The sequence below is a fragment of the Microbispora hainanensis genome (genome assembly GCF_006874475.1).
GTDB lineage: Bacteria > Actinomycetota > Actinomycetes > Streptosporangiales > Streptosporangiaceae > Microbispora > Microbispora hainanensis.
Window position 1 is genome coordinate 1 of record NZ_VIRM01000041.1, and the last position, 23698, is coordinate 23698.

Sequence of the window (23698 nt, forward strand, 5' to 3'; positions counted from 1 at the left end):
GAAACGAGGCGCTGCACTTCGCGCTGCGCAACCGCAAGCTGGTCGTCGGCACGATCATCATCCTCGTGTTCCTCGTGGCCGGCCTGGCCGGGCCGCCGCTGTTCGGCCACGGGCCGAACGAGTACGTCGGGCCGCCGATGACGCCGCCGTCCGCGGAGTTCTGGTTCGGCACCACGACGTTCGGCCAGGACGTCTTCGCCCAGTTCGTGTACGGCCTGCGTTCGACGTTCCTCGTGGGCGTGCTCGGCGGCGTGCTGGCGGCGGTCGTCGGCATGGTCGTGGGGTTCGTCGCGGGCTACCGCGGCGGATGGGTCGACGAGCTGCTCAACATGCTCACCAACATCGTGCTCGTGCTGCCCGCGCTGGTGGTGCTGCTGATCGTCAACGCCTACCTGGGCGTGCGCAGCATCGGCGTGCAGGCGCTGTTCATCGGGCTGACCTCGTGGCCGTGGGCCGCGCGGGCGATCAGGGCGCAGACGTTCTCGCTGCGCTCGCGCGACTTCGTCGACCTCGCCCGGCTGAGCGGCGTGCGCACCCCGAAGATCATCCTCCGGGAGATCGCGCCCAACATGAGCTCCTACCTGTTCCTGACGTTCATCCTGCTGTTCGGCAGCGCGATCCTGATCGCCGCGTCGCTCGACTTCATCGGCCTCGGGCCCACCGAGGGGGTCTCACTCGGCCTGATGCTCAACAACGCCGCACGGTGGAGCGCGCTCCAGCTCGGCCTGTGGTGGTGGTTCATCCCTCCGGGCGCCGGCATCACGGCGATCGTCGGTGCGCTCTACGTCATGAACGTCGGGCTGGACGAGGTGTTCAACCCGAAGCTGAGGGAGATGTGACGTGGCGCTGAATGTCACCGACCTCCGGGTCTACTACCGGACGCTGCGCGGCGAGGTGAAGGCGCTCGACGGCGTCACGTTCTCCGTCGCCGACGGCGAGATCATGGGCCTGGCCGGGGAGTCCGGATCGGGCAAGTCCACGCTCGCCAAGAGCCTGATCCGGCTGGACGGCCGCATGCGGCACGTCGGCGGCACGGTGGAGCTGGACGGCACGGCGATGCCGCTGTCGGACGACGACGCGATGGACGAGTTCCGCTTCCGGAAGGTGTCGCTCATCCCGCAGTATTCGATGAGCGCGCTCAACCCGACCAGGAAGATCGGCAGGATGGTCGGCGAGCTTCTGGAGGCGCGCGGCGAGCGGCTGGAGCGGGCCGAGCTGGAGCGGCGGCTCGAACTGGTGGGGCTGTCGAAGGACGTGCTCGACCGCTATCCGATAGAGCTGTCCGGCGGCATGAAGCAGCGGGTCGTCATGGTCGTCTCGACGCTGCTGAACCCCTCGCTGCTGATCGCCGACGAGGTCACCTCGGCGCTCGACGTGTCGAGCCAGAAGGCCGTGGCCACGACGCTGCTCGGGTTCCGCGACCGCGGCCTGGTCACGAGCATGATGGTGGTCACCCACGACATCTCGCTCGTCTACCAGATCGCCGACACGATCATGGTGATGTACGCCGGGCGGCTGGCCGAGAAGGCCCCGGCCGGCGTGCTCGTCACCGCGCCGAAGCATCCGTACACCCGGCAGCTCATCTCCGCGCTGCCCGAGGTGGGGGTGCGCTACGAGGACCGGCGGCTGGCGGGGATCCCCGGCAACCCGCCGTCCCTGCTCAAGCCGCCCGGGGGATGCCGGTTCAGGGACCGCTGCCCGCTCGCGTTCGACCAGTGCGCCGAGCAGCCGCCGTTCGCCGAGGTGGCCCCCGGCCACTTCGTCGCCTGCTGGAAGGCCGAGTGAATGCTGAAACTCGATAGCGTCTCCAAGGTCTACCGCGTCGGCGCCTTCGGCGGAGGCGCGATGAAGGCCGTCTCCGACGTCAGCTTCGAGGTCGGCGAGGGGGAGGTGGTCTCGCTCATCGGCGAGAGCGGCAGCGGCAAGAGCACGCTCGGCCGGATGATCCTGCGCCTCGCCTCCGTCAGCTCCGGCACGATCACCCTGGACGGCAGGGACATCACCTCGATCAAGGACCGCAAGGAGTACTACCGGCAGGTGCAGGGCGTCTTCCAGGACCCCTTCAGCTGCTACAACCCCGTCTTCCGGGCCGACCGCGTCTTCGCGATGATCAAGGAGCAGTACTTCCCCCGGGTCGGCGCGGACGAGTGGCGCAAGCGCGTGGAGGGCGCGCTGGAGAGCGTGCGGCTCGACCCCGGCAACGTCCTCGGCAAGTATCCCCACCAGCTCAGCGGCGGCCAGCTCCAGCGCATGCTGATCGCCAGGGCCGTGCTCCTCGACATCCGCCTGCTGGTCGCCGACGAGATCATCAGCATGCTCGACGCGTCGACCCGCATCGACGTGCTCAACCTGCTGGCCGACCTGCGGGCGCGCGGCCTCGCCATCCTGTTCGTCACGCACGACCTGTCGCTCGGCAACTACGTCAGCGACAGGACCGTCGTGCTGCGGCACGGGAAGATCGTGGAGATGGGCCGGACGGACCTGGTCTTCGGCAGCCCGGCGCATCCCTACACGCGCTCGCTGCTGGCCTCGGTCCCGCGGCTGCACGCCAAGTGGACGGACGTCGTGCCTGAGGACATGGCCGAGGACATGGCTGAGGACATGGCCGAGGACGTGCCGTGCGCCTACCACGCGGCGCCGCAGGAGCGCCGGACCCGTCCCGGGCTGGCCCAGGTCGAAGGCGACGTGGAAGACGACCACTTCGTGGCCTGCTCCGGCTGCACGGGGCCGGGGATCGAGGAGAAGAAGATTAAGGAGAAAGCGTGAGCTCTCACCGTCCGCTGCACGACGGGTGGACCGTCACCGCCGTGTCGTCGACCGGGCAGCTCCGGCCGGTGGTCGCGGGACTGCCCGCGGCCGTTCCCGGTTGCGTCCACACCGACCTCCTCGCCGCCGGGCTGATCGAGGATCCGTACCTGGACGACAACGAGAACCGGCTGACCTGGATCGGGCGCACGGCATGGTCGTACGAGACCACCTTCACGTGGGGATCAGCGGGGGACGGGACCTACGACGGCACCGGCGACGGCACCGACGACGACCGGGCCGACCTCGTCTGCGAGGGACTCGACACGGCCGCCACGCTCGTGCTCAACGGCGTCGAGATCGGCACCACGGCCAACATGCACCGCTCGTACCGCTTTCCAGTACGGCACCTGCTGAACGTGGGCGAGAACACGCTCAAGATCCTGTTCGAGCCGCCGTACGGGTATGCGGAGGCGCAGAAGGCGGCCCTCGGCGACCGCCCCGGCGCGTACGCCGAGCCGTACCAGTTCATCAGGAAGATGGCCTGCAACTTCGGCTGGGACTGGGGGCCGACGGTCGTCACCGCCGGGATCTGGCGGCCCATCGGCATCGAGACCTGGAGCACCGCCAGGATCGCCGAGGTGCGCCCCTTCGCCGCCGCGGACGGCACTGTCGAGGTGCACGTGGCGGTCGAGCGCGCCGCCGAGGGGCCGCTCACGCTCACCGCGTCGGTGGCCGGAAGAGGGGCGGGCGTGACCGAGACGGTGACGCTCGCCGCCGGGCAGCGCCGCGCCGTCGTCACGCTGACCGTGCCGGACCCCGACCTGTGGTGGCCGCGCGGGTACGGCGAGCAGCCGCTGTACGACCTGACCGTCCGGCTGGAGGACCAGGAGTGGACGGGCCGGATCGGATTCCGGTCGGTCGAGCTCGACCGCACCGACGACGCCTTCACCTTCGTGATCAACGGCAGGCCGGTCTTCGTCAAGGGCTTCAACTGGATCCCCGACGACTGCTTCCCCAGCCGGATCACGCGGGAGCGTCTCGCCGAGCGGTTCGCCCAGGCGGCCGCCGCGGGCGCCAACTGCCTGCGGGTCTGGGGCGGCGGCATGTACGAGAGCGAGGACTTCTACGACCTCGCCGACGAGATGGGCCTGCTGGTCTGGCAGGACTTCCCGTTCGCCTGCGCGGCCTACCCGGAGGAGGGCCGCTTCGCGGCGGAGGTCGAGGCCGAGGCCCGCGAGCACGTCGCCCGCCTGACCCGCCACCCCAGTCTCGTGCTGTGGTGCGGCAACAACGAGAACATCGAGGGCCACGCCGACTGGGGCTGGCAGGAGAAGCTGGAGGGCCGCAGCTGGGGCGGCGGCTTCTACTACGACCTGCTGCCCCGGGTCGTCGCCGAGCTCGACCCGAGCCGGCCCTACTGGCCGGGCAGCCCCTACTCCGGTGCCCCCGGCCTGCCGCCGAACGACCCGTCCAAGGGCACGGTGCACATCTGGACGGTCTGGAACCACCAGGACTACACGCACTACGCGGCCTACACGCCGAGGTTCGTGGCCGAGTTCGGCTTCCAGGGCCCGCCGACGTACGCGACGCTGCGCGCGGCGGTGTCCGACGACCCGCTGACGCCGGTCTCCCCGGGCGTGACCCACCACCAGAAGGCCGTCGACGGCAACCTCAAGCTGCTGCGCGGCCTCGGCGAGCACCTGCCCCAGCCGGACGGGTTCGACGACTGGCACTACTACACGCAGCTCAACCAGGCCAGGGCGATGGCGTTCGGCATCGAGCGGTTCCGGGCGCTCGCGCCCCACTGCATGGGCACGATCGTGTGGCAGCTCAACGACTGCTGGCCGGTGACGTCCTGGGCCGCGGTGGACGGCGGCGGACGGCGCAAGCCGCTGTGGTACGCGCTGCGCCGCGTGTACGCCGACCGGTTGCTGACCTTCCAGGGCGACGCGCTGGCGGTCGTCAACGACACCGACGAGCCGTGGTCGGGTGAGCTCGCCGTCGAGCGGCTCACGCTGGCGGGGGAGATCCTGGCCAAGGAGCGGTTCGACGTGTCGGTCCCGGCGCGCGGCACGGCGTCCGTGGAGCTGCCCGAGCTGCCCATACCCGAGGGGGTCGCACGGCCCGGCGATCCGTCGGGCGAGGTGCTGGTGGCCGCCCTCGGCGACGTACGCGCCCTGCGCTTCCCGGGCGAGGACCAGGCCATGGACTATCCGCCGGCGGAGATGGACACGGTGGTCGAGGAGATCGAGGGCGGGCTGCGGGTGCGGGTGACCGCGCGGACGATCGTGCGGGAGCTGGCGCTCTTCCCCGACCGGCTCGACCCCCGTGCGACCGTGGACGACCAGCTCGTCACGCTGCTGCCGGGGGAGACCGCGGTCTTCCACGTCACCGGCGGGGAGGTGGACCCCGGCGCGCTCGTCCGTCACCCGGTGCTCCGCTGCGTCAACGAATCCCGTTAGTCTCGGAATCCCCCTTGACGCCCGAAGGACGCACGTGGACCTGCTCACCAACCCCATAAAGGACTACCCCTGGGGCTCCCGCACGGCCATCGCCGAGCTGACCGGGCGGCCCGCCTCCGGGCCGGAGGCCGAGATGTGGCTGGGCGCGCACCCGGCCGCGCCCTCCCGGCTGACCAGGGACGGGGCCGAGACCACGCTCGCCGACGCGGTCGCGGCCGACCCGGCGGGGACACTCGGCGCGGCGGTCGCCGGCCGGTTCGGTGAGCGGCTGCCCTACCTGATGAAGCTGATCGCGGTGGACGCGCCGCTGTCGCTGCAGGTCCACCCGGACGCCGGGCAGGCCGCAGACGGCCACGCCCGGGGGGACGCGAACTACACCGACCCCTGGCACAAGCCGGAGCTGATCTGCGCGCTCACGCCGTTCACCGGGCTGGCCGGCTTCCGGCCGCCCGAGCAGTCGGCGATGCTGGTCGAGCGGCTGCACGTGGACGCGCTGCGGCCGGTGGTCGCGGCGCTGCGCGGCGGTGACGTGCTCGGCGCGCTGCGGGTGCTGCTGGAGTGGCAGGGCTCCAGGCGAGAGCTGGTCGAGTCGGTGGTGTGGGCGGCCTCCGCCGTCCACACGCCCGACTACGCGCTGGTGGTGCGGCTGGCCCGGCGCTACCCGGAAGACCCGGCCGTGCTGGCGCCGCTGCTGATGCACCGTCACACGCTGGCCCCCGGCGAGGCGCTGTTCCTCGGGGCCGGGGTGCTGCACTGCTATCTCGACGGCTTCGGCGTGGAGATCATGGCCTGCTCCGACAACGTGCTGCGGGCGGGCCTGACCGGCAAGCGCATCGACGTGGAGGAGCTGCTGCGGATCACCGACGCCGCGGCGCAGCCGCTCCAGGTGGAGCCGGTCGGGGGCGCGTACGTGCCGCCGGTGCCGGAGTTCCTGCTCCGCAGGATCGCGCCCGGCGCGAACGGGGCGCTCCCGGGGGGCCTGCCGAGGATCGTGGTGTGCACGGAAGGCGTCGTGAACGTGGGCACGGCCGACGCGGAGGTCAAGCTGCGGCCGGGCGAGTCGGTGTTCACTGCCGCGTCGGAGGGCCCCGTCGAGATCGGCGGGGACGGCGTCGCCTTCTGCGCCGAACCTCACCTGTGACTGACTTAGCGTGATGTTTGTCCTACGCGGCGTGATGTGAACGCACGCCGCGGGTAGGAGCCCCTCATCGTCAAGCGCGGCCCGACGAGGGGGATCCATGGGGCGCTTCAGGGTTGCCGGTATCGCCGCGGCGTCGTTGGGGGCGGTCGCGCTCTCCGCCTGCGCGGGCGGCGGGGGCAAGCAGGTCACACAGGCGAGCCCGGCCGGCCACCAGCAGAAGAACGCGGCGGCCGGGGCGGCGCTGCGCAAGTCCGAGACGGCCGCCGCCGCTCAGGTGAAGGCCAACGAGCTGGGGCAGGTCCCGGTGATCATGTATCACCGGATCGTCAAGAACCCGCCACCGGGCGACGACCGCAGCCCGAAGGACTTCCGCGACGAGCTGGAGCGGCTCGCGGCGGATGACTACGTGCCGGTCACGGCGGCCGAGTACGTCACCGGGAAGATGGACATCCCGGCGGGCAAGCACCCGGTGGTGCTGACCTTCGACGACTCCTCGCCCTCGCAGCTCACGCTCGACGGCATGGGCAATCCGACGCCGGACTGCGCGATCGGCATCCTGATGGACGTCGCGAAGAAGCACCCGGGCTTCCGGCCGGTGGCGACCATGTATGTGATCAAGGACCTGTTCGGCAAGGCCCGCCAGGAAGAACAGATGCAGGTCCTGCAGTGGCTCAAGGACCACAACTTCGACATCGGCAACCACACCCGCGACCACCTCAACCTGCTCGGCAAGCCGAAGGCCGAGGTGGAGAAGCAGGTCGCGTCCGGCCAGTCGCTGATCACCTCGCTGGTCAAGGCTCCGGTGGTCACGCTCGCCCTGCCGTACGGCAACCAGCCGCACGAGAAGAAGTGGGCGCTGCAGGGGGCGGCCGGCGGCACCCGCTACGACTACAAGGGCGTATTCCTCGCGGGCTACACGCCGTCGCCGTCGCCGTTCACCAAGGACTTCGACCCCCTCGGCATCCCGCGGATCAGGTCGAAGGAGAAGGTCGGCGACTGCAAGAAGTTCTGCTCGATGGCGTGGCTCGACTGGCTCAAGGCGAACCCCACCGACCGCTACACCTCGGACGGCAACCCCAACACGGTCGCCTTCCCGAAGTTCAAGGCGGCCTTCGTCGCGCCGTCGTTCACGTCGCGCGCGCTGCCCTACTGACGGGACGGATGACCATGCGGGGGCGGCTACCCTGCCAGCATGGACGACGCCATCGCCGACGAGACCGCCCTGCGGGGGCTCACGCCGCGGCTGATCGGCCCGGAGATCATCGCGGTCTTCGCGGTCTCGCTCGGCGCCAGCGCCCTGCTGTCGCTCATCCGCCTCATCGGCGCACTGACCGCGCCGAAGGACCTGGGCGACCAGCACGCGGTGCTCGTCGGCTCGCTGGCCCCGGGCCGCCCGTGGCTGGACCTGTCGCTGCACCTCGCGGGGATCGCGGTGAACGTGGCGCCGGTGGGGCTCGTCGCCTACCTGCTGGCCCGATCGGGCGAGTCCGTGCGCACTATCGGGGCCGACTGGCGCGAGCCGGGCCGCGACACGGTGCGCGGCGCCGCGCTCGCGGCGGTGATCGGCGGCAGCGGGCTGCTGTTCTACCTGTTCGCCTTCCGGTCCGGGTTCAACCTGAACGTCGTGCCCGACAGCCTGCCGGACTACTGGTGGCGGATTCCGGTGCTGGTCGCCGAGGCCGCCCAGAACGGCGTGCTGGAGGAGGTGCTGGTCGCCGGTTATCTGCTGCACCGGTTGCGGCAGCGCGGCTGGTCGCCGTGGCGCGCGGTGGGGGCGTCGGCCGTCCTGCGCGGCTCCTACCACCTCTACCAGGGCTTCGGCGGCTTTCTCGGCAACATCGCGATGGGCGTGGTCTTCGGCCGGCTCTATCAGCGCTGGGGGCGGACGATGCCGCTGATCATCGCGCACACGCTGATCGACGTGGTCGCCTTCGTCGGGTACGGCGTGCTGCGCGGCCGTGTTTCCTGGCTGCCCTGATCTCCCGTCTAATCGGGCGGAATGCGTTCTCTCCGGCGCGCCTGATTGATTTGGGCCTGTTACCGGTGCATCGTTGACGGGCCGCCGCACGTCTGGATCCCCCCGGGCAAAACCGGCCTGTCCTGGCCGCATTTTCATTCGGGGAATTCGCATGAGGCGTTTATCGATACGCATTCCATATCCGGCGCGCCATCCGTCGCGCCGTCGCGCCGCCGTCGCCCGCCGGCCCGGGGGTCCCACCCGGCCGCCGGGCCGCGAACGTCCGGCAGGCCTTCGGTACCGGTGCCCGGTGAGGGGTGGAGCCGCGAGCCCGCGCCGCGCCGCGCCCGTCACCACGACCGCCGTGCCCGTGCGCACGGCCCTGCCCGTACGGCCCGCTTCCGGGGACACCGGGTCGCGGGGGGTGGTCTCGCCGAGGCGGGCCACGGGCGACTTATTACCGCCGGTGCCGAGGGCACGGTCCGATCCGTTATGAGTGTTGAGCACGCCGGGTGCCCGCAGGGGCGCCCGGCGTCTTCGCGTTCGGACACCGGGCTCAGGCGAGGCAGCGCAGTGCGCTACGGAGCCGGGCGTCCAGGGGATGCCCGGCGGGCAGCCGGCCGACCGTCGCCTCGACGAACTCCTCGGGGAGAAGGTCGGCGGTCAGGTCGTCGTCCAACTGCACCTCCACGCGGCCGCAGGCGCGTTCGACCCTGACCGGCGCCCCCTGCTCCTCCAGCGCGAACATGCCCACCCGGACCCGCCAGTCAAGGCGTTCGGCGGCCTCGTGGGGCGACACCGGAGCCCCGACGTCGTCGGCGTGCGTGGCGTACTCCGAGTCGTAGTGGAAGGCCTGGAGGCCGGCCGGGTAGGGGCCGGCCGACGTGTGCAGTATGCCGTCGCGGCCGAGGGCGCGCATCCGCCGTCGCGTCTCCCCGTTCTTGGTCCGCCACTCGTCGAGCACCTGCTCCACCGGCAGGCCGCGCCGCTTGCGCACGCACCACTCGTTGAAGCCGTCGAAGCCGCCGCCGACGCCCTCGCGGTCGAGCAGCTCGTAGAACCCGTCGATGTCGTCGTCCAGGCACGCGTGGTTGTACAACTCCTCGCCGGCCAGGTGGGCCAGCACGTCGCGCACGGTCCAGCCGTCGCACCGCGAGGGGCGGTTCCAGCCGTCCTCGTCGAGGGACGAGAAGAAGCGGTCGAGCCGCGCCGCCTCGGTGTCGAAGATGTCGAAGGGGTCGAGCCCCGCCAGTTCGTCCCGCGCAGAGGTCATGCCTGTGCCGTACCCTGACCCGCCGCACCCTCACTTCGCGCCGGTACGGCAGGCGTATCAGGCGGTGTCAGGACATTTCTCGCATAAGGCGGACATTTAAACCTGCAGTGGCCTCAACAATGCGCAGGGGAAGGGAAAGACCGGGTCTTAGGTCGTTTGTCCGGTGATCTGCGCGGAAACCCCGAGATCGGTAAGCACGCTGGTCGTGCTCTGATTGTTCTAGGGGGAAAACGAAATGGCAAAAAGCACGAGCGTCGCCGGGGTCCTCACGATCGGCGCCGTTCTCGCCGGTGGCGCCGTGATCGCGAGTGCTCCTCTCCTCGTGGCCCCGGCGGAGGCCGCCTCGATGTCCGCGCAGCACAGCCTCGTCCGGTTGGGCCATCCGCACTCCCGGGGCAAGGGCAACCGCCAGAAGAACAAGCACCGGCAGAATCAGCGGCTGCGGGAGCAGCAGCGGCAGCACCAGTTCCTGATGCGTGACCTCACGCTGGTCCTCGTCCCGTACCAGAAGGACACGACGGGCGCGACCGCGCTGCCGTACAACTGGCAGAACGACAGCGTCTCCGACGTGCAGTACACCGGTCAGAACCAGTTCGACGCGCTGGAGAACGTGCCGAGGGCGGTCGAGATCAACGTCGACGGCGAGGAGGGGGACACCAAGACGACGGTCTCCCCGCAGACGGACGAGCACGACGTGGACATCGCCGTAGACGGGAAGGAGGAGACCAAGCACCACCCCGCGCTCCGGCCGATCAGCACGCCGACATTCACGGCGACGCCGACGCCCATGACGACTACGACGACAATGACGACGACGCCCGTCGAGGCGGACGCACAGCCGGTCGCGCAGCCCGCTGCGGCCCCGGCAGTCGTCGCCAAGCCGGTCGCCAAGCCCGATGCCGCGCCTGCCGTGAAGCCCGCTGTCACGCCCGCCGTGAAGCCGGTCGCGCAGCCCGCTGTCACGCCCACGAGGTGCGCGCCCGCCTGCTCGCCCGGTCTCCTCTCCTTGCCCCTGAGCCTGTCGCTCACGGCCACGGTCTCCCTGGCGCCGGACGCGAACGCGGGCACGACCGCGAAGCCGACCACCACGACCACCGCACCGGCCACCGCGACCACCGCACCGGCCACCACGGCCACCGCGCCGGCCACCACGACCGCGAAGCCGGCCACCGGGGTCTGCGCGCCGCTGGCCGCGAGCTGAGCGTCAGGCGTCCCTGCGGGCCAGCAGGACGGCGGCCAGTGCGTACGGCACCGCCACCCAGGCGACCATCACCGCGAGCGCGGCGAGCGGCGACAGGAGCTCGCCGCCGAGTGATTGGGGGTTGCCGGTGCCGGCCAGCTGGCCCGCCAGGGCGCCGGGGAGGACCGAGCCGATGCGCTCGTTCCAGGGCGCCGGGACGTTGTTGACGATGATCGGGAGCACATACCAGACCGCCACGAGCGCGGCAATGGCGGCGACGGCCGACCGGGTGATCACGGCCAGGCACAGGCCGAGCAGCGCGAACATCGCGACGGACAGGCTCAGCGCGAGGAAGAGCGGCATCTGCCGGCTCAGCGCCTCGGCCGACTGCCCCCGGATGACCCGGTCCCCGATGATGAGCCGCCCGGCGGCCCACGTCGCGAGCACGGCCGCGAGCCCCGTGCAGAAGGCGACGACCGCGACGACGCCCGCCTTGGCGGCGAGCACCCGCCCGCGCGACGGCAGCACGGTGAACGTGGTGCGGATCATGCCCGTGGCGTACTCGCCGGAGCAGGCGAGGACGCCCAGCACGGCCAGGGACAGAGAGGCGAGCCAGTTGGCGAGCTCGGGCAGCGACGACACCTCCAGGCGATCCCGCTGACCGGGCGGCAGGCCCTCCCACAGGCGGACGGCGTACCACGCCAGCAGGGCCATGAGAGCGACGACGACGCCGATCACGCCGAGGACGACGCAGGTGGACCGGAGGGTGCGGAGCTTGAGCCATTCGGCGGCGAGGGCGTCGATCATCGGCCCGCACCCCCACCCGTGAGCCGCATGTAGGTCTCCTCCAGCGAGGCGCCGCGCGGGGTGACCTCGTGGAGGGGGATCGCGTGCCGGGCGGCGAGTTCGCCGATCTCCTTCGGATCGAGGCCGCGCACCGACAGGCCCCCGCCGTCCTCGGCGGCGACCGTCCCGCCCGCGGCCGACAGCGCGGCGGCGAGGTCGTCGGCCCGGCTGCTGCGGACGAGGACGTCCCGCACGGCGGTCAGCTCCCGCATCGGGGTGTCCGCGATGAGCCGCCCACGGCCGATGATGACGAGATGGTCGGCGGTGAGCTCCATCTCGCTCATCAGGTGGCTCGACAGGAGCACCGTGCGGCCTTCGGCGGCGAGGCCGCGGAGCAGTTCGCGGATCCAGCGCACGCCGTCCGGATCGAGGCCGTTGACCGGCTCGTCGAGCAGCAGCACCGCGGGGTCGCCGAGGAGCGCGGCGGCGATCCCGAGGCGCTGGCGCATGCCGAGCGAGAAGCCGGCGACGCGCTTGCGGGCCACCCCGGCCAGGCCCACCTGTTCGATCATGGACACGACCCGGTCGCGGCCGATGCGGTTGGCGCGGGCCATCCAGCTCAGGTGGGCGAGGGGCGTACGCCCGCCCTGGACGGCGCCCGCGTCCAGGAGCGCGCCCACCTCCCGCATCGGGTGGCGCATCCGGTCGTAGCGGCGGCCGCCGACCAGCGCCTCGCCGCTCGACGGGCGGTCCAGGCCGAGGACGACCCGCATGGTCGTGGACTTGCCCGCGCCGTTGGGCCCGAGGAACCCGGTCACGCGGCCTGGTTTCACGTGGAACGTCAGCCCGTCCACGGCGACCGTGCGTCCGAAACGCTTGGTCAGCTCTCTGACTTCGATCATGTCCCGACGGTCTCGCGGACGGCCCGCTCTCCGCGTCGGAGCGAGGTGCGATCCGCCGGCCGCGCCTCAGACCGTGGGATGACAGACCGGGGCAGGAGGCGCGCGTGCGCGCGTATGGCTAGCGTGGGCGCGTGGACGATCCGGACGTGCGGCCGTTGTTCCCCCGGCCGCTGCGCCCCCGCGAGCTGGTCGCGCTCGACGTGCTGGCCGCACTGGGGTACGCGTTCGTGCTGGTCGTGCAGTCCCCGGACGTGCGTCACCCGGCGGCCCTGGCCCTGGTCGCCGCGATGACGCTGCCGCTCGCGGTCAGGCGGCGGTGGCCGCTGCCGGTCTTCTGTCTCGTCGCGGTCGCGTCCGTGGCGGCCATGACGCTCGGCGTCGTGCGCGAACCGCTGGCCGCCGCGGCGTACGCGCTCTATCCGGTCGCGCTCGGCATGCGGCGGCGCCGGTGGGAGCCGACGGCGGCGATCGGCGTGCTGACCGTCGGAGCGCTGCTGCTGGCGGCGTTCGGCGGCGTGGCGGCCGAGCCGGAGGTCAGGCGGATCGTGGAGACGGTCGTGCTCGGCTCGCTCGCGCTGGGCGGCGCGTGGACGATCGGCCGGGCCGTGCGGGAGCGCCGGGCGTACGCCGCGCGCCGGGCCGACGAGGCCGCCGAGCGCGCCGTCACCGAGGAGCGGCTGCGCATCGCCAGGGAGATGCACGACGTGGTCTCCCACACGCTCAGCCTCATCGGGGTCAAGGCCGGGGTCGCGGTGCACGTGGCGGACCGGCGGCCGGAGGAGGCGCTGGAGGCGCTGCGCGTCATCGAGGCCACGAGCAGGCAGGCGCTGACGGAGATGCGGCACATGCTCGGCGTGCTGCGGACCACACCCAGCACCACGCCCAGCACCACGCCGAGCACAACCCCCGGCACCACGCCCAGCACAACCCCCGGCACGACTCCCGACGCGCTGTCTCCCGCGCCGGGCCTCGCGGGCTTGCCGGACATCGCCGAGCGTGCCGCAGCGGCGGGTGTACGCGTCGATCTGGACGTGCGGGTGACGGACCGGCTGTCCCCGGCCCTGGAGCTGGCGGTGCACCGGATCGTCCAGGAGGCCGTCACCAACGTGGTCAGGCACGCGGCCCCGGCGGCGTGCCGGGTGCTGGTGCACGACGAGGGAGACCAGGTGCGGATCGAGGTGACCGACGACGGCCCGGGCCGGAGGGTCCTGCCCGCGGGCGTGCCCGGGCATGGAGGCAGGCATGGGATGGGACACGGGTCGGGACACGGGTTGGGACACGGGATGGGGCACGGCCTGATCGGCATGCGCGAGCGCGTCGCGGCGTACGGCGGGGACTTCACGGCCGGTCCGATGCCGGGCGGCGGGTTCCGCGTGCTCGCCCGGCTGCCGCGGGAGGGGGAGGGGACGTGACCGAGCCCGAGCCGATCCGGGTGCTGCTCGCCGACGACCAGGAACTGCTGCGCGGCAGCCTGCGCCTGCTGGTCGACAGCACGCCGGGGCTGGTCGCGGTCGGCGAGGCGGGCACCGGGGCACGGGCCGTCGAGCTGGTCCGCATCGAGCGTCCCGACGTCGTGCTGATGGACGTGCGGATGCCCGGCATGGACGGCATCGAGGCGACCCGGCGCATCTGTGCCGAGCCTTCCGGCGCCAGGGTGCTGATCCTCACCACGTTCGACCTCGACGAGTACGTCTACGCGGGGCTGCGGGCGGGGGCGAGCGGGTTCCTGCTGAAGAACACGCCGCCGGCCGACCTGCTGGCGGCGATCCGGGTCATCGCCGCGGGCGAGGGGCTGCTCGCGCCGAGCGTCACGCGGCGGCTCATTGCCGAATTCGCCCGGACGGTCGCGGACCGGCCTCGATCAAGCCCTTCGCTCGACGGCCTCACCGTGCGGGAGCGTGAGGTGCTCACGCTGGTGGCGCGCGGGCTGTCCAACCTGGAGATCGCCGCGAACCTGCATGTGAGCACGGCCACGGTGAAGACCCACATCGGTCACCTGCTCGCGAAGCTCGGCGCGCGCGACCGGGCCCAGCTGGTCATCGCCGCTTACGAAGGGGGGCTCGTCTCCACGTCGCGGACGCGCCCGTGACAGGGTGGAGCACGTGGAGAGCTTCGATGTGATCGTGATAGGCGCCGGTCCGGCGGGCGAGGTCGCGGCGGGACGAATCGCGGCGGCCGGCCTGAGCACCGCCATCGTGGAGAGCGAGCTGGCGGGAGGGGAGTGCTCCTACTGGGCCTGCATGCCGAGCAAGGCACTCCTGCGGCCGGTGGACCTCGCGGGCGAGGTGGGCCGGGTCACGGGGCTGCGGCTGGCCGGTCCTGACGAGGGCGGTCCGATCGACGCCGCCGCGGTGCTGGCCCGGCGTGACGCCGTCGTCTCGCACTACGACGACACGGGCCAGGCCGGGTGGCTCGAATCGGCGGGAGTGACTCTCGTACGCGGCACGGGACGGCTCGCCGGTCCCCGACGGGTCGAGGTAACAACGGCCGACGGCGGCACCCGCACGCTCGTCGCGGACCACGCCGTCATGCTGGCCACCGGGAGCCGTTCGGTGATCCCGCCTGTCGCCGGCCTGGCCGCCGCCCAGCCGTGGACGAACCGCGAGGCGACCGGCGTGCGCGCGATACCCGAGCGGCTCGTGGTGATCGGCGGCGGCGTGGTCGCGTGCGAGATGGCCCAGGCCATGCGCGGGCTCGGCACCCGCGAGGTCACGATGCTCGTCCGGGGCGGCGACCTGCTCACGAGGATGGAGCCCTTCGCCGGGGAGATGGTCGCGCGATCGCTGGCGGACCAGGGGGTCGACATCCGCAGGCACGAGAGCGCGGAGAAGGTCGAGCGGCCGGAGCCGGGCGGCGAGGTCACGGTGCGGCTCGCGAGCGGGGGGACGATCACGGCCGACGAGATCCTGGTGGCCGCGGGTCGCCGGTCCGCCACCGACGACCTCGGCCTGGCCACGGTCGGGCTGCCGGAGTCCCGCCCGGTCGAGGTGGACGACAGCATGCGGGCCACCGGCGTGGCGGACGGCTGGCTCTACGCGGTCGGGGACGTCAACGGCCGCGCGCTCCTCACGCACATGGGCAAATACCAGGCGCGGGCGGCCGCCGACGTGATCGTCGCCCGGGCCCGGGGCGAGGCGGACGACCGGCCCGGCATGCGCGACCGCGCGGACCACGCCGGGGCGCCGCAGGTGATCTTCACCGATCCGCAGGTGTGCGCGGTGGGCCGCACGGAGGCGCAGGCCCGCGCCGAGGGCTTCGACGTGCGGGTCGTGGAGTATGACATGGAGCAGGTGGCCGGTGGCTACCTGCTCGGAGACGGCTACCGGGGCAAGGCCAAGGCGGTGGTCGACGAGCGCCGCCGGGTGCTGCTCGGCGTGACCTTCGTGGCTCCGGGAGCGGCCGAACTGCTGCACGCCGCGACGATCGCGGTCACGGCCGAGGTGCCCCTCGACGACCTGTGGCACGCCGTCCCTGCGTACCCGACGGTCAGCGAGGTGTGGCTGCGCCTCCTGGAGGCGTACGGGCTCTAGCGTCGTGGTCCGTCGAGCGGTCACCCGTCGAAGCTGACCAGTCCTGTCTGGTAGGCCATGACGACCAGTCGCGCGCGGTCACGCGCACCCGGCTTCGTCATCGCGGGCTGACATGGGTGCGGGCGGTGGCCGGGCTGAGGGACAGCTCGGCGCCGCGAATGAGCGTGCCCTGCACCTGCATGACGGTGACGAAGAGCGCGAGCACCACGTCGTGTGCCATCACACGCAGGGGAAACGACGCGGCACGGTGTTCCATGCCGTGACCGTACTGTTCGCGTGCCCGGACACGGCTCCGCCCCGGACGCGCGACCCGCTACGCCGACGGCGTAGCGAGACATGAATCCTCTACGTCCGATTGCGTAGACGCCGCCGTCCGCTGTCAGAGGCCAGGGCGGCTTCACCGGCGCGACGATTGCCGCCATGAACGGTCACCCTCCCCCGACCTGGAGGAGCGCGCCATGCGTAGATTCGTCTTCGGTCTGCACGCAGTCGGCGGTCTCTCCATCATGGCGGGGGCCATGACGATCGCCCGGTAGGCCCGGTAGGCCCGGTAGGCCCGGTAGGCCCGGCAGGCACGGCAAATGGCCAGGCCGGGCGCCCCCGTGCGACCGGCTTCATGAGCACCACACTGCTGATCGTCCTGGACCACCGCACCACGACTGCTCGCCGCGAGGCGGGGGCGGCCATGTCGTGTTGATCCTGTCCAGGGACGGGACGCCGGCGACGGGCAGCCCGCTGTGGGTGGACACATTCGACGTCCGCCCGAGTGAGACACGGGAAGTCGCGTTCCGCGGCGGGAACCGCGGGATCTGGATGAATCACTGCCACAACCTCCCCCATGCGCATCAGGGCATGATGCTGCGCCTCCGCGACGACGGGGTCACGACGCCGTCCGGCGGCTCGCACGGCGCCGGCCCGGGCCATGGCCCAACGACGTGAGGAGAAACCTGGTGTCGATCGAGATTCCCCGCACCGACGGAGCTCTGGCGAGACTGGCCCGGTTCTGTTATCGCCGGCGCCGCCTGGTCGTCCTGACCTGGATCGTCGGCGTGATCGCCGTGGCGTTCGCCGGTTTCGGCTATGGTGCCGCCCCCGAGAACGACTTCTCGGGCGGGAACTCCGACTCCGCCAAGGCGCAGGCGCTGATCGAGAAGCACTTCCCCGAGCGGCAGGGAGACACGCTGACTCTCGCCATCAGGGCAGAGCGGGGAATCGACGATCCCGCCGCCCGTCAGAGGATCGAGAAGACACTCGCCGATCTGACGGCCGCACCGGTCGTGGGACCGGTGACCTCGCCCTACCAGGACAAGAGCCTGGTGACCGCGGATCGCCGCATCGCCCGCACGACCATCCCGCTGACCCGGAAGGAGGTGGACAAGACCGAGGTCAAGCCCTTGGTGGACATGGTCAGGAACGCCTCCGGCGACGGCGTGACGCTGGCGCTGGGCGGGACTCAGGCGGAGAAGGCCGAGACACCTCCGCAGGGCTCGGCGGAGAGCGTGGGCATCCTGGCCGCAGCGGTGATCCTGTTCGTCGCCTTCGGGTCGCTGGTGGCGATGGGCTTGCCGATCGTGACCGCGCTGCTGGCGATCACCGCCGGAATCGCCCTGATGAAGCTGGTCGGCTATCTGGTCCCCGCGCCGGATTTCACCGTCATCATCGCCGCGATGGTGGGGCTCGGCGTCGGCATCGACTACGCACTGTTCATCGTGACCCGCTACAAGGACGGCCTGCAGGACGGCGACGACCCCGAAAGCGCCACGGTCAAGGCCATCACCACCGCCGGTCACGCGGTGCTGTTCGCCGGCACGACCGTCGTGATCGCGCTGATGGGCCTGTTCGTCATGGGACAGCGGCTGATGACCGGAGTGGCCGTCGCCACGTCGGTGATCGTGCTGGTGACGATGATCGCCGCGGTGACTCTGCTGCCGGCGTTCCTGGGCTTCACCGGCTACAAGATCAACGCGCTGCGCCTGCCCCGCCGCACGTCCCGGGAGCGCCGTACCCTCGCCGAGCGCTGGGCCGGTGTGGTGCAGCGCAGGCCGCTGGTCTCCGCCGCTCTGGCCGGCGCGGTCCTGGTGGTGCTGGCCGCTCCCACCCTGTCGATGCGGCTGAGCAACCCCGACGCCAGTGTCCAGCCCCGCGACAGGAGCAGCTACCTCTCGTACGAGATCCTCTCCGAGGGCTTCGGCCCCGGCTACGGCGCACCCCTGATCTTCGCCACCGAGGCCGGATCCGGCCAGGCCGATCTGCGTCCCCTCGTCGCAGCGGTCGGCGCGACCGAGGGCATCGCCTACGCCATGCCTCCTCAGGTCAGCGATGACGGGCAGGCCGCGATCTTCATGGCCTTCCCCACGACCGGCTATCAGGACGAGGCGACCGCGGACCTGGTGCACCGGCTCCGCGACGACGTGCTGCCCACGGCGCCCGGCGGCAAGGGGGTCTACGTCGGCGGTCCGAACGCCGCGACGATCGACACAGCCGACGACGTCGGCTCGCGCCTGCCCCTGATGATCGCGGTCGTCGTCGCGGTGTCCCTGGTGCTGTTGATCGCGCTGGTCCGGTCGGTCACGATCGCGGTGCAGGCCGCTGTCATGAATCTGCTGTCGATCGGCGCCGCCTACGGCGTGCTCGTCGCGGTCGTCCAGTGGGGATGGCTGGGCTCGGCCCTCGGTTTCCCCACGACCATGCCGATCACGACGTGGGTGCCCATGATGATCTTCCCGGTCCTGTTCGGCCTGTCCATGGACTACGAGGTCTTCCTGATCTCGCGGGTGCGCGAGGAGTACGAACGCACCGGTGACACCCGGACGGCCGTCGCCCGCGGAATGGCGCGGACCGCCAAGGTCATCACGGCCGCGGCCGCCATCATGATCGCCGTTTTCACGACATCCCTGCTCGGCTCCGACGTCGCGGTGAAGCAGGGCGGTCTCGGCATGGCCGTGGCCGTGCTGATCGACGCCACCGTCATCCGGCTGGTCCTCGTCCCCGCGGTGATGGAACTGTGCGGCAAGGCCAACTGGTGGATGCCCGGACGCCGGGCACCGAAGCCGGCCCCCGCACCATCCGCCGAGGTCGGGGAGGAGGTCAGGGTCTGAGTCATCGGATCACCAGGGCGGGGTGGCGCGGGTCCTCGACGCGGACGGCCACGTCGGCGGCTCGCAGCGGCCCGGTCTCGCGCTCGTACCGCTCGTAGGCGGGCAGCGTCCACCGCTCCTCCGGCGGTGTGCGGCGGGCCAGCGCGGCGGCCGACAGGGACAGATGGACGGTCACGTCGAACGGCAGGCCGCGCCCGAGCAGCAGCGCGCCGTCGATCAGCACCACCCCGCCCGGCTTCAGCGTCACGTAGCCGGCACGGGTGGCCCGGTCGCGCTCGCTGTCCCACAGCGAGGGCAGCACCCGGCCCGTACGGCCCGGCTCCAGCGGCCCGAGCACCTCGCGGACGAGGCCGCCCACGTCGAGCCACTCGTCGTGGAACACGTCGGGGTCGGTCCGGCCGAACTCCAGCCGCAGCGAGGCCGGGCGCAGGAACCCGGCCGCGGGCACCCGCAGGACCTCCCTGCCGCGCAGGCGCAGCGGCTCCACCAGGTCGTCGGCCAGCCGCCCCGGCCCGGCGGCGGGAGCGCCGTCCACGGCGACCCGCACCCACGCGTCGCGCGGCCGGTCGGCGATCAGGTCGGCGAGTTCCTCCACGAGCAGGGACGGGGAGACGGGACGGGCACGCACGTGCCCATCATCTACCCGTTCAGCCGGCGGCCGGAGATCTGCTCGGGGGCGACCACGATGAAGTGGTCGCGGCTTCCGGGCACCCACGGTGTGAGCGGCAGCGCCGACAGGCGGGCGATCTCCTCCGGGTCGGAGACCGCGCGGGCGTGCCCGACCGCGGTCACCGACCAGCCCGTACGGAATGTCGGGTCGAAGTCGTCGGCCTCGAAGGCCACGACGGCGTTGCGCGCCGCGGCGGCGAGCTTGGACCCGGGGGCGGTGCGGATGACGATGTTCCCGTCGAGCAGGCAGAAGTTGACCGGCTGGACGGCGGGGAGGGCGCGATCGGTGAAGACGATCCTCCCGATGGGGACGGAGGCCAGCAGGTCGAGGCACTGCCCTCCGCTGAGGATCTCCAGGCCGGCCGAGTCGAGCTTCATGTCTGCAAGCCTGCGCGATCGGCCGTCGCCGGGTTAGGGACGAAGGTCCCGTTGTCCACGTCGATCGGCCCGGTGTCCGTGGGCGCGGTGTCGATGGGCCCGGTGTCCGTGGGCGCGGTGTCGATCGGCCCGGTGTCCATGGGCGCGGTGTCGATGGGCGCGGTGTCGATGGGCGCGGCGTCGATCGGCCCGGCTCAGCCGTCCCGCCCGGCCTTGAGGCGGGCGGCGAGCGCGGCGGCCTGGGTGCGGCGCTGCATGTCGAGCTTGCTCAGCAGGTTGGACACGTAGTTCTTGACCGTCTTCTCGGCCAGGAACATCCGCTCGCCGATCTGGCGGTTGGTCAGGCCCTCGCCGATCAGCTCCAGGATCTGCCGCTCCTGGTCCGACAGCGCGGCCAGCGGATCCTTCTTCGCGGCCTGGTCGCGCAGCCGGTGCAGCATCGCGGCCGTGGTCTGCGGGTCGAGCAGCGACTGCCCGCCGGCCACCGTGCGCACCGCGCCCACCAGGTCGGAGCCGTGGATCTGCTTGAGCACATAACCGGCCGCCCCGGCCATGACCGCGTTGAACAACGCCTCGTCGTCGGCGAAGGAGGTCAGCATCAGGCAGGCCAGGCCGGGCACCTTCGAGCGCACCTCACGGCAGACGTCCACCCCGCTGCCGTCGGGCAGGCGCACGTCGAGCACCGCCACATCCGGCTTCAGCGCGGGGATGCGGGCCACGGCCGACTCGGCCGTGCCCGCCTCGCCGACGACCTCGATGTCGTCCTCGGCGTCCAGCAACGCCGCCACCCCACGCCGTACGACCTCGTGGTCGTCCACCAGGAACACCCGAATCATGACCTGGACGCTAGCCTTCCTCGGGCCGCCGGAGAAGTGCCGAAGGTCCCGCGTGTCGGCCTCGTCTCATGCCGGACCTCAGTGGCGGGACAGGCGGCGCAGGGCGCTCCTGATCCTGCCGCCGAACGGCGCGCGCCGCCGGGGCTGGGCGTCGCGGGCCACCCGCAGCTCCGCGAGGGCCGTGGCCGCGTCGGGCCGCTTGGCCGGTGTGGGATCGCGCATCCGCCGTACGAGGTCCATGACCTCGGGGGCGACGCCTCCGGCGTCCGGCTCGGCGTCCATGCCGGGGGCGGGCAGCTCGCCGGTGAGGAGCTGGAAGGCGATCACCCCGGCCGAGTAGACGTCGGCGGCCGGGGTCATCCGGTCCGGGCGGGCCCGGCACTCGGGGGCGACGTAGTGGACGTCGAGGATGTTGGGCAGCTCGTTGGCCACGGTGTGCTTGCGCGGGCCGGGCTTGGCGTAGTCGAAGCCGGTCAGCATCCCGTTGCCGTCGTCGGTGACGAGCACGCAGGCGGGGGTCAGCGCCCTGTGGATGACATTGTTGGCGTGGACGTGGGCGAGGCCGTCCAGCATGTCCTCCATCACGGTGAGCTTGGCGTCGATGCCCAGCTTGCGCCCGGTGAGATGCAGGTGCAGGGCCTGCCCGTGGACGTCGTCGAGCACGAGCACGAACCGGCTCTCGTCGTCGATGGCGAAGAAGTCCCGTGAGCGTACGACGCAGGGATGCGGCGGGATCTTGGCGAGCGACTGGTAGGCGTTGGCGATCCGGCGCTGCTCGGCCACCCGCCGCCGCTGCTCGGCCATCGGGTCGGCGCGATAGACCCGCAGCAGCACGGTCCCGCTGGTCGGGGCGGTCGCGTTGACGGCGCGATACTCGGTGACCCGGCTGTCGCCGCCGAGCTGCTCCTCCACCTCCCAGTTGCCGAAGCGCGGGGGCGCGGTCGAGCGGCGCACGGTGCCGTTCAGCGCCTCCAGGATCGCGGTGCGGTACGGCTCGGCGTCGCGGCTGCACCCGTGCCGCACCCGGGACACGTCACTGAGCATGGGGATGAGCCCGGCGATCGTGGTGACGTGCCGGGCGTCCCGGCCGGTGGGGTCGACGAGGACGGCTCCGGGCGCGGTCAGCACCACCACGTTGTCGACGTACAACCGCTCCAGCTCGCGGTGCTCCTCGATCAGCAGGCCCTTCAGCGCCCGCGCGGTGCCGCGCAGCTTGGCCACCGGCGAGCCGAACGCCTCCCGGTGCTGGGGGAACCACCGGGTGCCCGACACCTCGAACCGGCCCCGGGCCCCCTTCACGTCGATCACCACGAGGGAGTGGCCGGTGAGCACGACCACGTCCACCTCGAACAGGTCGGCTCCGCGCGGGATCTCGATGTTGTGCAGGAGCAGCCAGTCGTCAGGGGCGTTGTCCCGCAGGTGCGCGATGACCCTTCGCTCGGCGTCATTGACGGGGCGTCCGCCACCGACGATATGAGCCATCTCTGCCGCTCCGCCTCTCTGACCAGATTGAGAACTTAATCCTCCTAGGTAGCGGTATTCCCGCGCCACCACTGATTCCCCCGCATTGTCCCAGGGGAAATCTGGAGCCCCATCTTCGGGCCCGCTCTGGTCGGGGATGGCGGCCATCGCGGTTTGTGGCGGCTGTGCCGGGAAACGGTGTATTTCATGCGAGTTGTCGTGATTGGGGCAAGCGGGAACGTCGGCACGAGCCTGCTCGCCACCCTGGAGTCCGAGCCCGCCGTGACCTCCGTCGTCGGCGTGGCCAGGCGGAAGCCGGACTGGCAGCCGGCCAAGACCGAGTGGCGTACGGCCGACATCTTCAGGGACGACCTCGATCCGATCTTCGCGGGCGCCGACGCGGTCGTGCACCTGGCCTGGCTGTTCCAGCCCACGCACGACCCGGTCACGACCTGGAACTCCAACGTGCTCGGCGGCATGCGCGTCTTCGACGCCGCCGTCCGGGCCGGGGTCTCCGTCCTCGTCCACTCGTCGTCCGTGGGTGCGTACTCGCCCGGGCCGAAGGACCCGCCCGTCGACGAGTCGTGGCCCACCCACGGCTGGCCGAACGCCGCGTACGGGCGGGAGAAGGCCTACATCGAGCGCGTGCTCGACATCTTCGAGCGCGACCACCCGGACATCCGCGTGGTGCGGATGCGCCCGGGGTTCATCTTCAAGGAGGAGGCCGGGACCGAGCAGCGCCGGCTGTTCGCCGGGCCGTTCCTGCCGCAGCGGCTGTTGCGGCGGGAGCGGATCCCGTTCGTGCCGGACATGCCGCGCCTGCGGTTCCAGGCGCTCCACTCCGAGGACGCCGGCGAGGCGTTCCGGCTGGCGCTCACTCGCGACGTGCGGGGCGCGTTCAACCTCGCCGCCGGCCCGGTGATCGACCCGGCCGTGCTGGCGGACCTGCTCGGCGCGCGGCGTGTGTCGGTCCCGGCCGCGGTGGTGCGCACGGCGGTGTCGGCCGGCTGGCACCTGCGGCTGATCCCGGCCTCGCCCGGCATGGTGGAGATGGTCCTCCAGATCCCGGTCATGGACACCACCCGAGCCCGCGAGGAGCTGGGCTGGCGGCCCCGGCACAGCGCGGTGGACGCCCTGCGCGCGGCGATCGAGGGAATGCGGCGCGGTGCGGGCATGGAGACCCCGCCGCTCGCGCCCGACTCGGGCCGGGAGCGGGTCAGGGAGGTCACGACGGGCGTGGGCACCCGGCCATAGATACAGGCCCACCTGGAAACGGC

Annotated in this window: 22 protein-coding genes; 14 read left to right on the plus strand and 8 right to left on the minus strand. The window is 71.8% G+C overall.

Annotated features, from left to right (window positions below; genetic code table 11):
• From FLX08_RS27545 to FLX08_RS27575, 7 genes are all read left to right on the plus strand, one after another.
• On the plus strand, positions 1 to 839 hold an 839-nt coding region (locus FLX08_RS27545; RefSeq protein ID WP_142622885.1), incomplete at its 5' end, for an ABC transporter permease.
• Between the two features lies 1 nt (position 840).
• Positions 841 to 1785, plus strand: a complete 945-nt coding sequence (locus FLX08_RS27550; protein ID WP_142622887.1) for an ABC transporter ATP-binding protein — start codon at positions 841 to 843, stop codon at positions 1783 to 1785.
• Positions 1786 to 2766, plus strand: coding sequence for an ABC transporter ATP-binding protein (locus FLX08_RS27555; RefSeq protein ID WP_142622889.1), 981 nt, complete (start codon positions 1786 to 1788; stop codon positions 2764 to 2766).
• Positions 2763 to 5210 carry a glycoside hydrolase family 2 protein gene (locus tag FLX08_RS27560; protein WP_142622891.1) on the plus strand — a complete coding sequence of 816 codons (2448 nt, stop codon included), beginning with the start codon at positions 2763 to 2765 and terminating at the stop codon, positions 5208 to 5210. Before FLX08_RS27555 ends, FLX08_RS27560 begins: the two co-directional genes overlap by 4 nt.
• A gap of 34 nt (positions 5211 to 5244) precedes the next feature.
• Positions 5245 to 6351, plus strand: a complete 1107-nt coding sequence (gene manA, locus FLX08_RS27565) for a mannose-6-phosphate isomerase, class I (RefSeq protein ID WP_142622893.1) — start codon at positions 5245 to 5247, stop codon at positions 6349 to 6351.
• Positions 6352 to 6448: 97 nt separating this feature from the next.
• Positions 6449 to 7504: a polysaccharide deacetylase family protein gene (locus FLX08_RS27570; protein ID WP_142622895.1), complete on the plus strand. Its 1056-nt coding sequence runs from the start codon at positions 6449 to 6451 to the stop codon at positions 7502 to 7504.
• Between the two features lie 39 nt (positions 7505 to 7543).
• Positions 7544 to 8329: a CPBP family intramembrane glutamic endopeptidase gene (locus tag FLX08_RS27575; RefSeq protein WP_142622897.1), complete on the plus strand. Its 786-nt coding sequence runs from the start codon at positions 7544 to 7546 to the stop codon at positions 8327 to 8329.
• A 535-nt stretch (positions 8330 to 8864) separates the two neighbouring features.
• Here the strand turns inward: FLX08_RS27575 and FLX08_RS27580 are convergent.
• Complete coding sequence (locus FLX08_RS27580; RefSeq protein ID WP_142622899.1) at positions 8865 to 9581, minus strand: maleylpyruvate isomerase family mycothiol-dependent enzyme; 717 nt, start codon at positions 9579 to 9581, stop codon at positions 8865 to 8867.
• Between the two features lie 235 nt (positions 9582 to 9816).
• On the opposite strand from FLX08_RS27580, the gene FLX08_RS40865 reads away from it, so the two are divergent.
• Positions 9817 to 10782, plus strand: coding sequence for a hypothetical protein (locus FLX08_RS40865; RefSeq protein WP_167530595.1), 966 nt, complete (start codon positions 9817 to 9819; stop codon positions 10780 to 10782).
• A 3-nt stretch (positions 10783 to 10785) separates the two neighbouring features.
• Here the strand turns inward: FLX08_RS40865 and FLX08_RS27590 are convergent, their stop codons facing one another.
• On the minus strand, positions 10786 to 11568 hold the full coding sequence (locus tag FLX08_RS27590) for an ABC transporter permease (protein ID WP_142622901.1): 783 nt from the start codon (positions 11566 to 11568) through the stop codon (positions 10786 to 10788).
• Complete coding sequence (locus tag FLX08_RS27595; protein ID WP_142622903.1) at positions 11565 to 12449, minus strand: ABC transporter ATP-binding protein; 885 nt, start codon at positions 12447 to 12449, stop codon at positions 11565 to 11567. Before FLX08_RS27595 ends, FLX08_RS27590 begins: the two co-directional genes overlap by 4 nt.
• Before the next feature lie 131 nt (positions 12450 to 12580).
• Between FLX08_RS27595 and FLX08_RS27600 the strand changes: the two genes are divergently transcribed.
• The 3 genes from FLX08_RS27600 to FLX08_RS27610 are packed head-to-tail and all read left to right on the plus strand — an operon-like array spanning position 12581 to position 15979.
• Positions 12581 to 13861, plus strand: coding sequence for a sensor histidine kinase (locus FLX08_RS27600; RefSeq protein WP_142622905.1), 1281 nt, complete (start codon positions 12581 to 12583; stop codon positions 13859 to 13861).
• Complete coding sequence (locus tag FLX08_RS27605; RefSeq protein WP_142622907.1) at positions 13858 to 14538, plus strand: response regulator; 681 nt, start codon at positions 13858 to 13860, stop codon at positions 14536 to 14538. The genes FLX08_RS27600 and FLX08_RS27605 overlap by 4 nt, the downstream gene beginning before the upstream one ends.
• A 13-nt stretch (positions 14539 to 14551) precedes the next feature.
• Positions 14552 to 15979 carry a dihydrolipoyl dehydrogenase family protein gene (locus FLX08_RS27610; protein WP_208761693.1) on the plus strand — a complete coding sequence of 476 codons (1428 nt, stop codon included), beginning with the start codon at positions 14552 to 14554 and terminating at the stop codon, positions 15977 to 15979.
• 97 nt (positions 15980 to 16076) lie between these two features.
• On the opposite strand, the gene FLX08_RS27615 is transcribed toward FLX08_RS27610, so the two are convergent.
• Positions 16077 to 16235 carry a hypothetical protein gene (locus FLX08_RS27615; RefSeq protein WP_208761694.1) on the minus strand — a complete coding sequence of 53 codons (159 nt, stop codon included), beginning with the start codon at positions 16233 to 16235 and terminating at the stop codon, positions 16077 to 16079.
• A gap of 434 nt (positions 16236 to 16669) precedes the next feature.
• Between FLX08_RS27615 and FLX08_RS43480 the strand changes: the two genes are divergently transcribed.
• Entirely contained in the window at positions 16670 to 16918 is a 249-nt protein-coding gene (locus FLX08_RS43480; protein ID WP_208761695.1) for a multicopper oxidase domain-containing protein, read from the plus strand.
• A gap of 11 nt (positions 16919 to 16929) precedes the next feature.
• The gene (locus FLX08_RS27625) at positions 16930 to 19077 is read left to right on the plus strand and encodes an MMPL family transporter (RefSeq protein ID WP_244312922.1); all 2148 of its coding nucleotides are present in this window, start codon (positions 16930 to 16932) and stop codon (positions 19075 to 19077) included.
• Between the two features lies 1 nt (position 19078).
• On the opposite strand, the gene FLX08_RS27630 is transcribed toward FLX08_RS27625, so the two are convergent.
• The 4 genes from FLX08_RS27630 to mads6 all read right to left on the minus strand — a co-directional run bounded on the left by FLX08_RS27630 (position 19079) and on the right by mads6 (position 22442).
• Positions 19079 to 19705, minus strand: a complete 627-nt coding sequence (locus tag FLX08_RS27630; RefSeq protein WP_142622913.1) for a nucleoside/nucleotide kinase family protein — start codon at positions 19703 to 19705, stop codon at positions 19079 to 19081.
• Between the two features lie 11 nt (positions 19706 to 19716).
• Complete coding sequence (locus FLX08_RS27635; RefSeq protein WP_142622915.1) at positions 19717 to 20124, minus strand: pyridoxamine 5'-phosphate oxidase family protein; 408 nt, start codon at positions 20122 to 20124, stop codon at positions 19717 to 19719.
• A gap of 194 nt (positions 20125 to 20318) precedes the next feature.
• Positions 20319 to 20960, minus strand: a complete 642-nt coding sequence (locus FLX08_RS27640; RefSeq protein ID WP_142622917.1) for a response regulator transcription factor — start codon at positions 20958 to 20960, stop codon at positions 20319 to 20321.
• 78 nt (positions 20961 to 21038) lie between these two features.
• Entirely contained in the window at positions 21039 to 22442 is a 1404-nt protein-coding gene (gene mads6, locus FLX08_RS27645) for a methylation-associated defense system protein kinase MAD6 (RefSeq protein ID WP_142622919.1), read from the minus strand.
• A 186-nt stretch (positions 22443 to 22628) separates the two neighbouring features.
• Between mads6 and FLX08_RS27650 the strand changes: the two genes are divergently transcribed.
• A complete protein-coding gene (locus FLX08_RS27650) occupies positions 22629 to 23675 on the plus strand; it encodes an NAD-dependent epimerase/dehydratase family protein (protein WP_142622921.1) in 1047 nt (348 codons plus the stop codon).
• Positions 23676 to 23698: the final 23 nt, after the last annotated feature.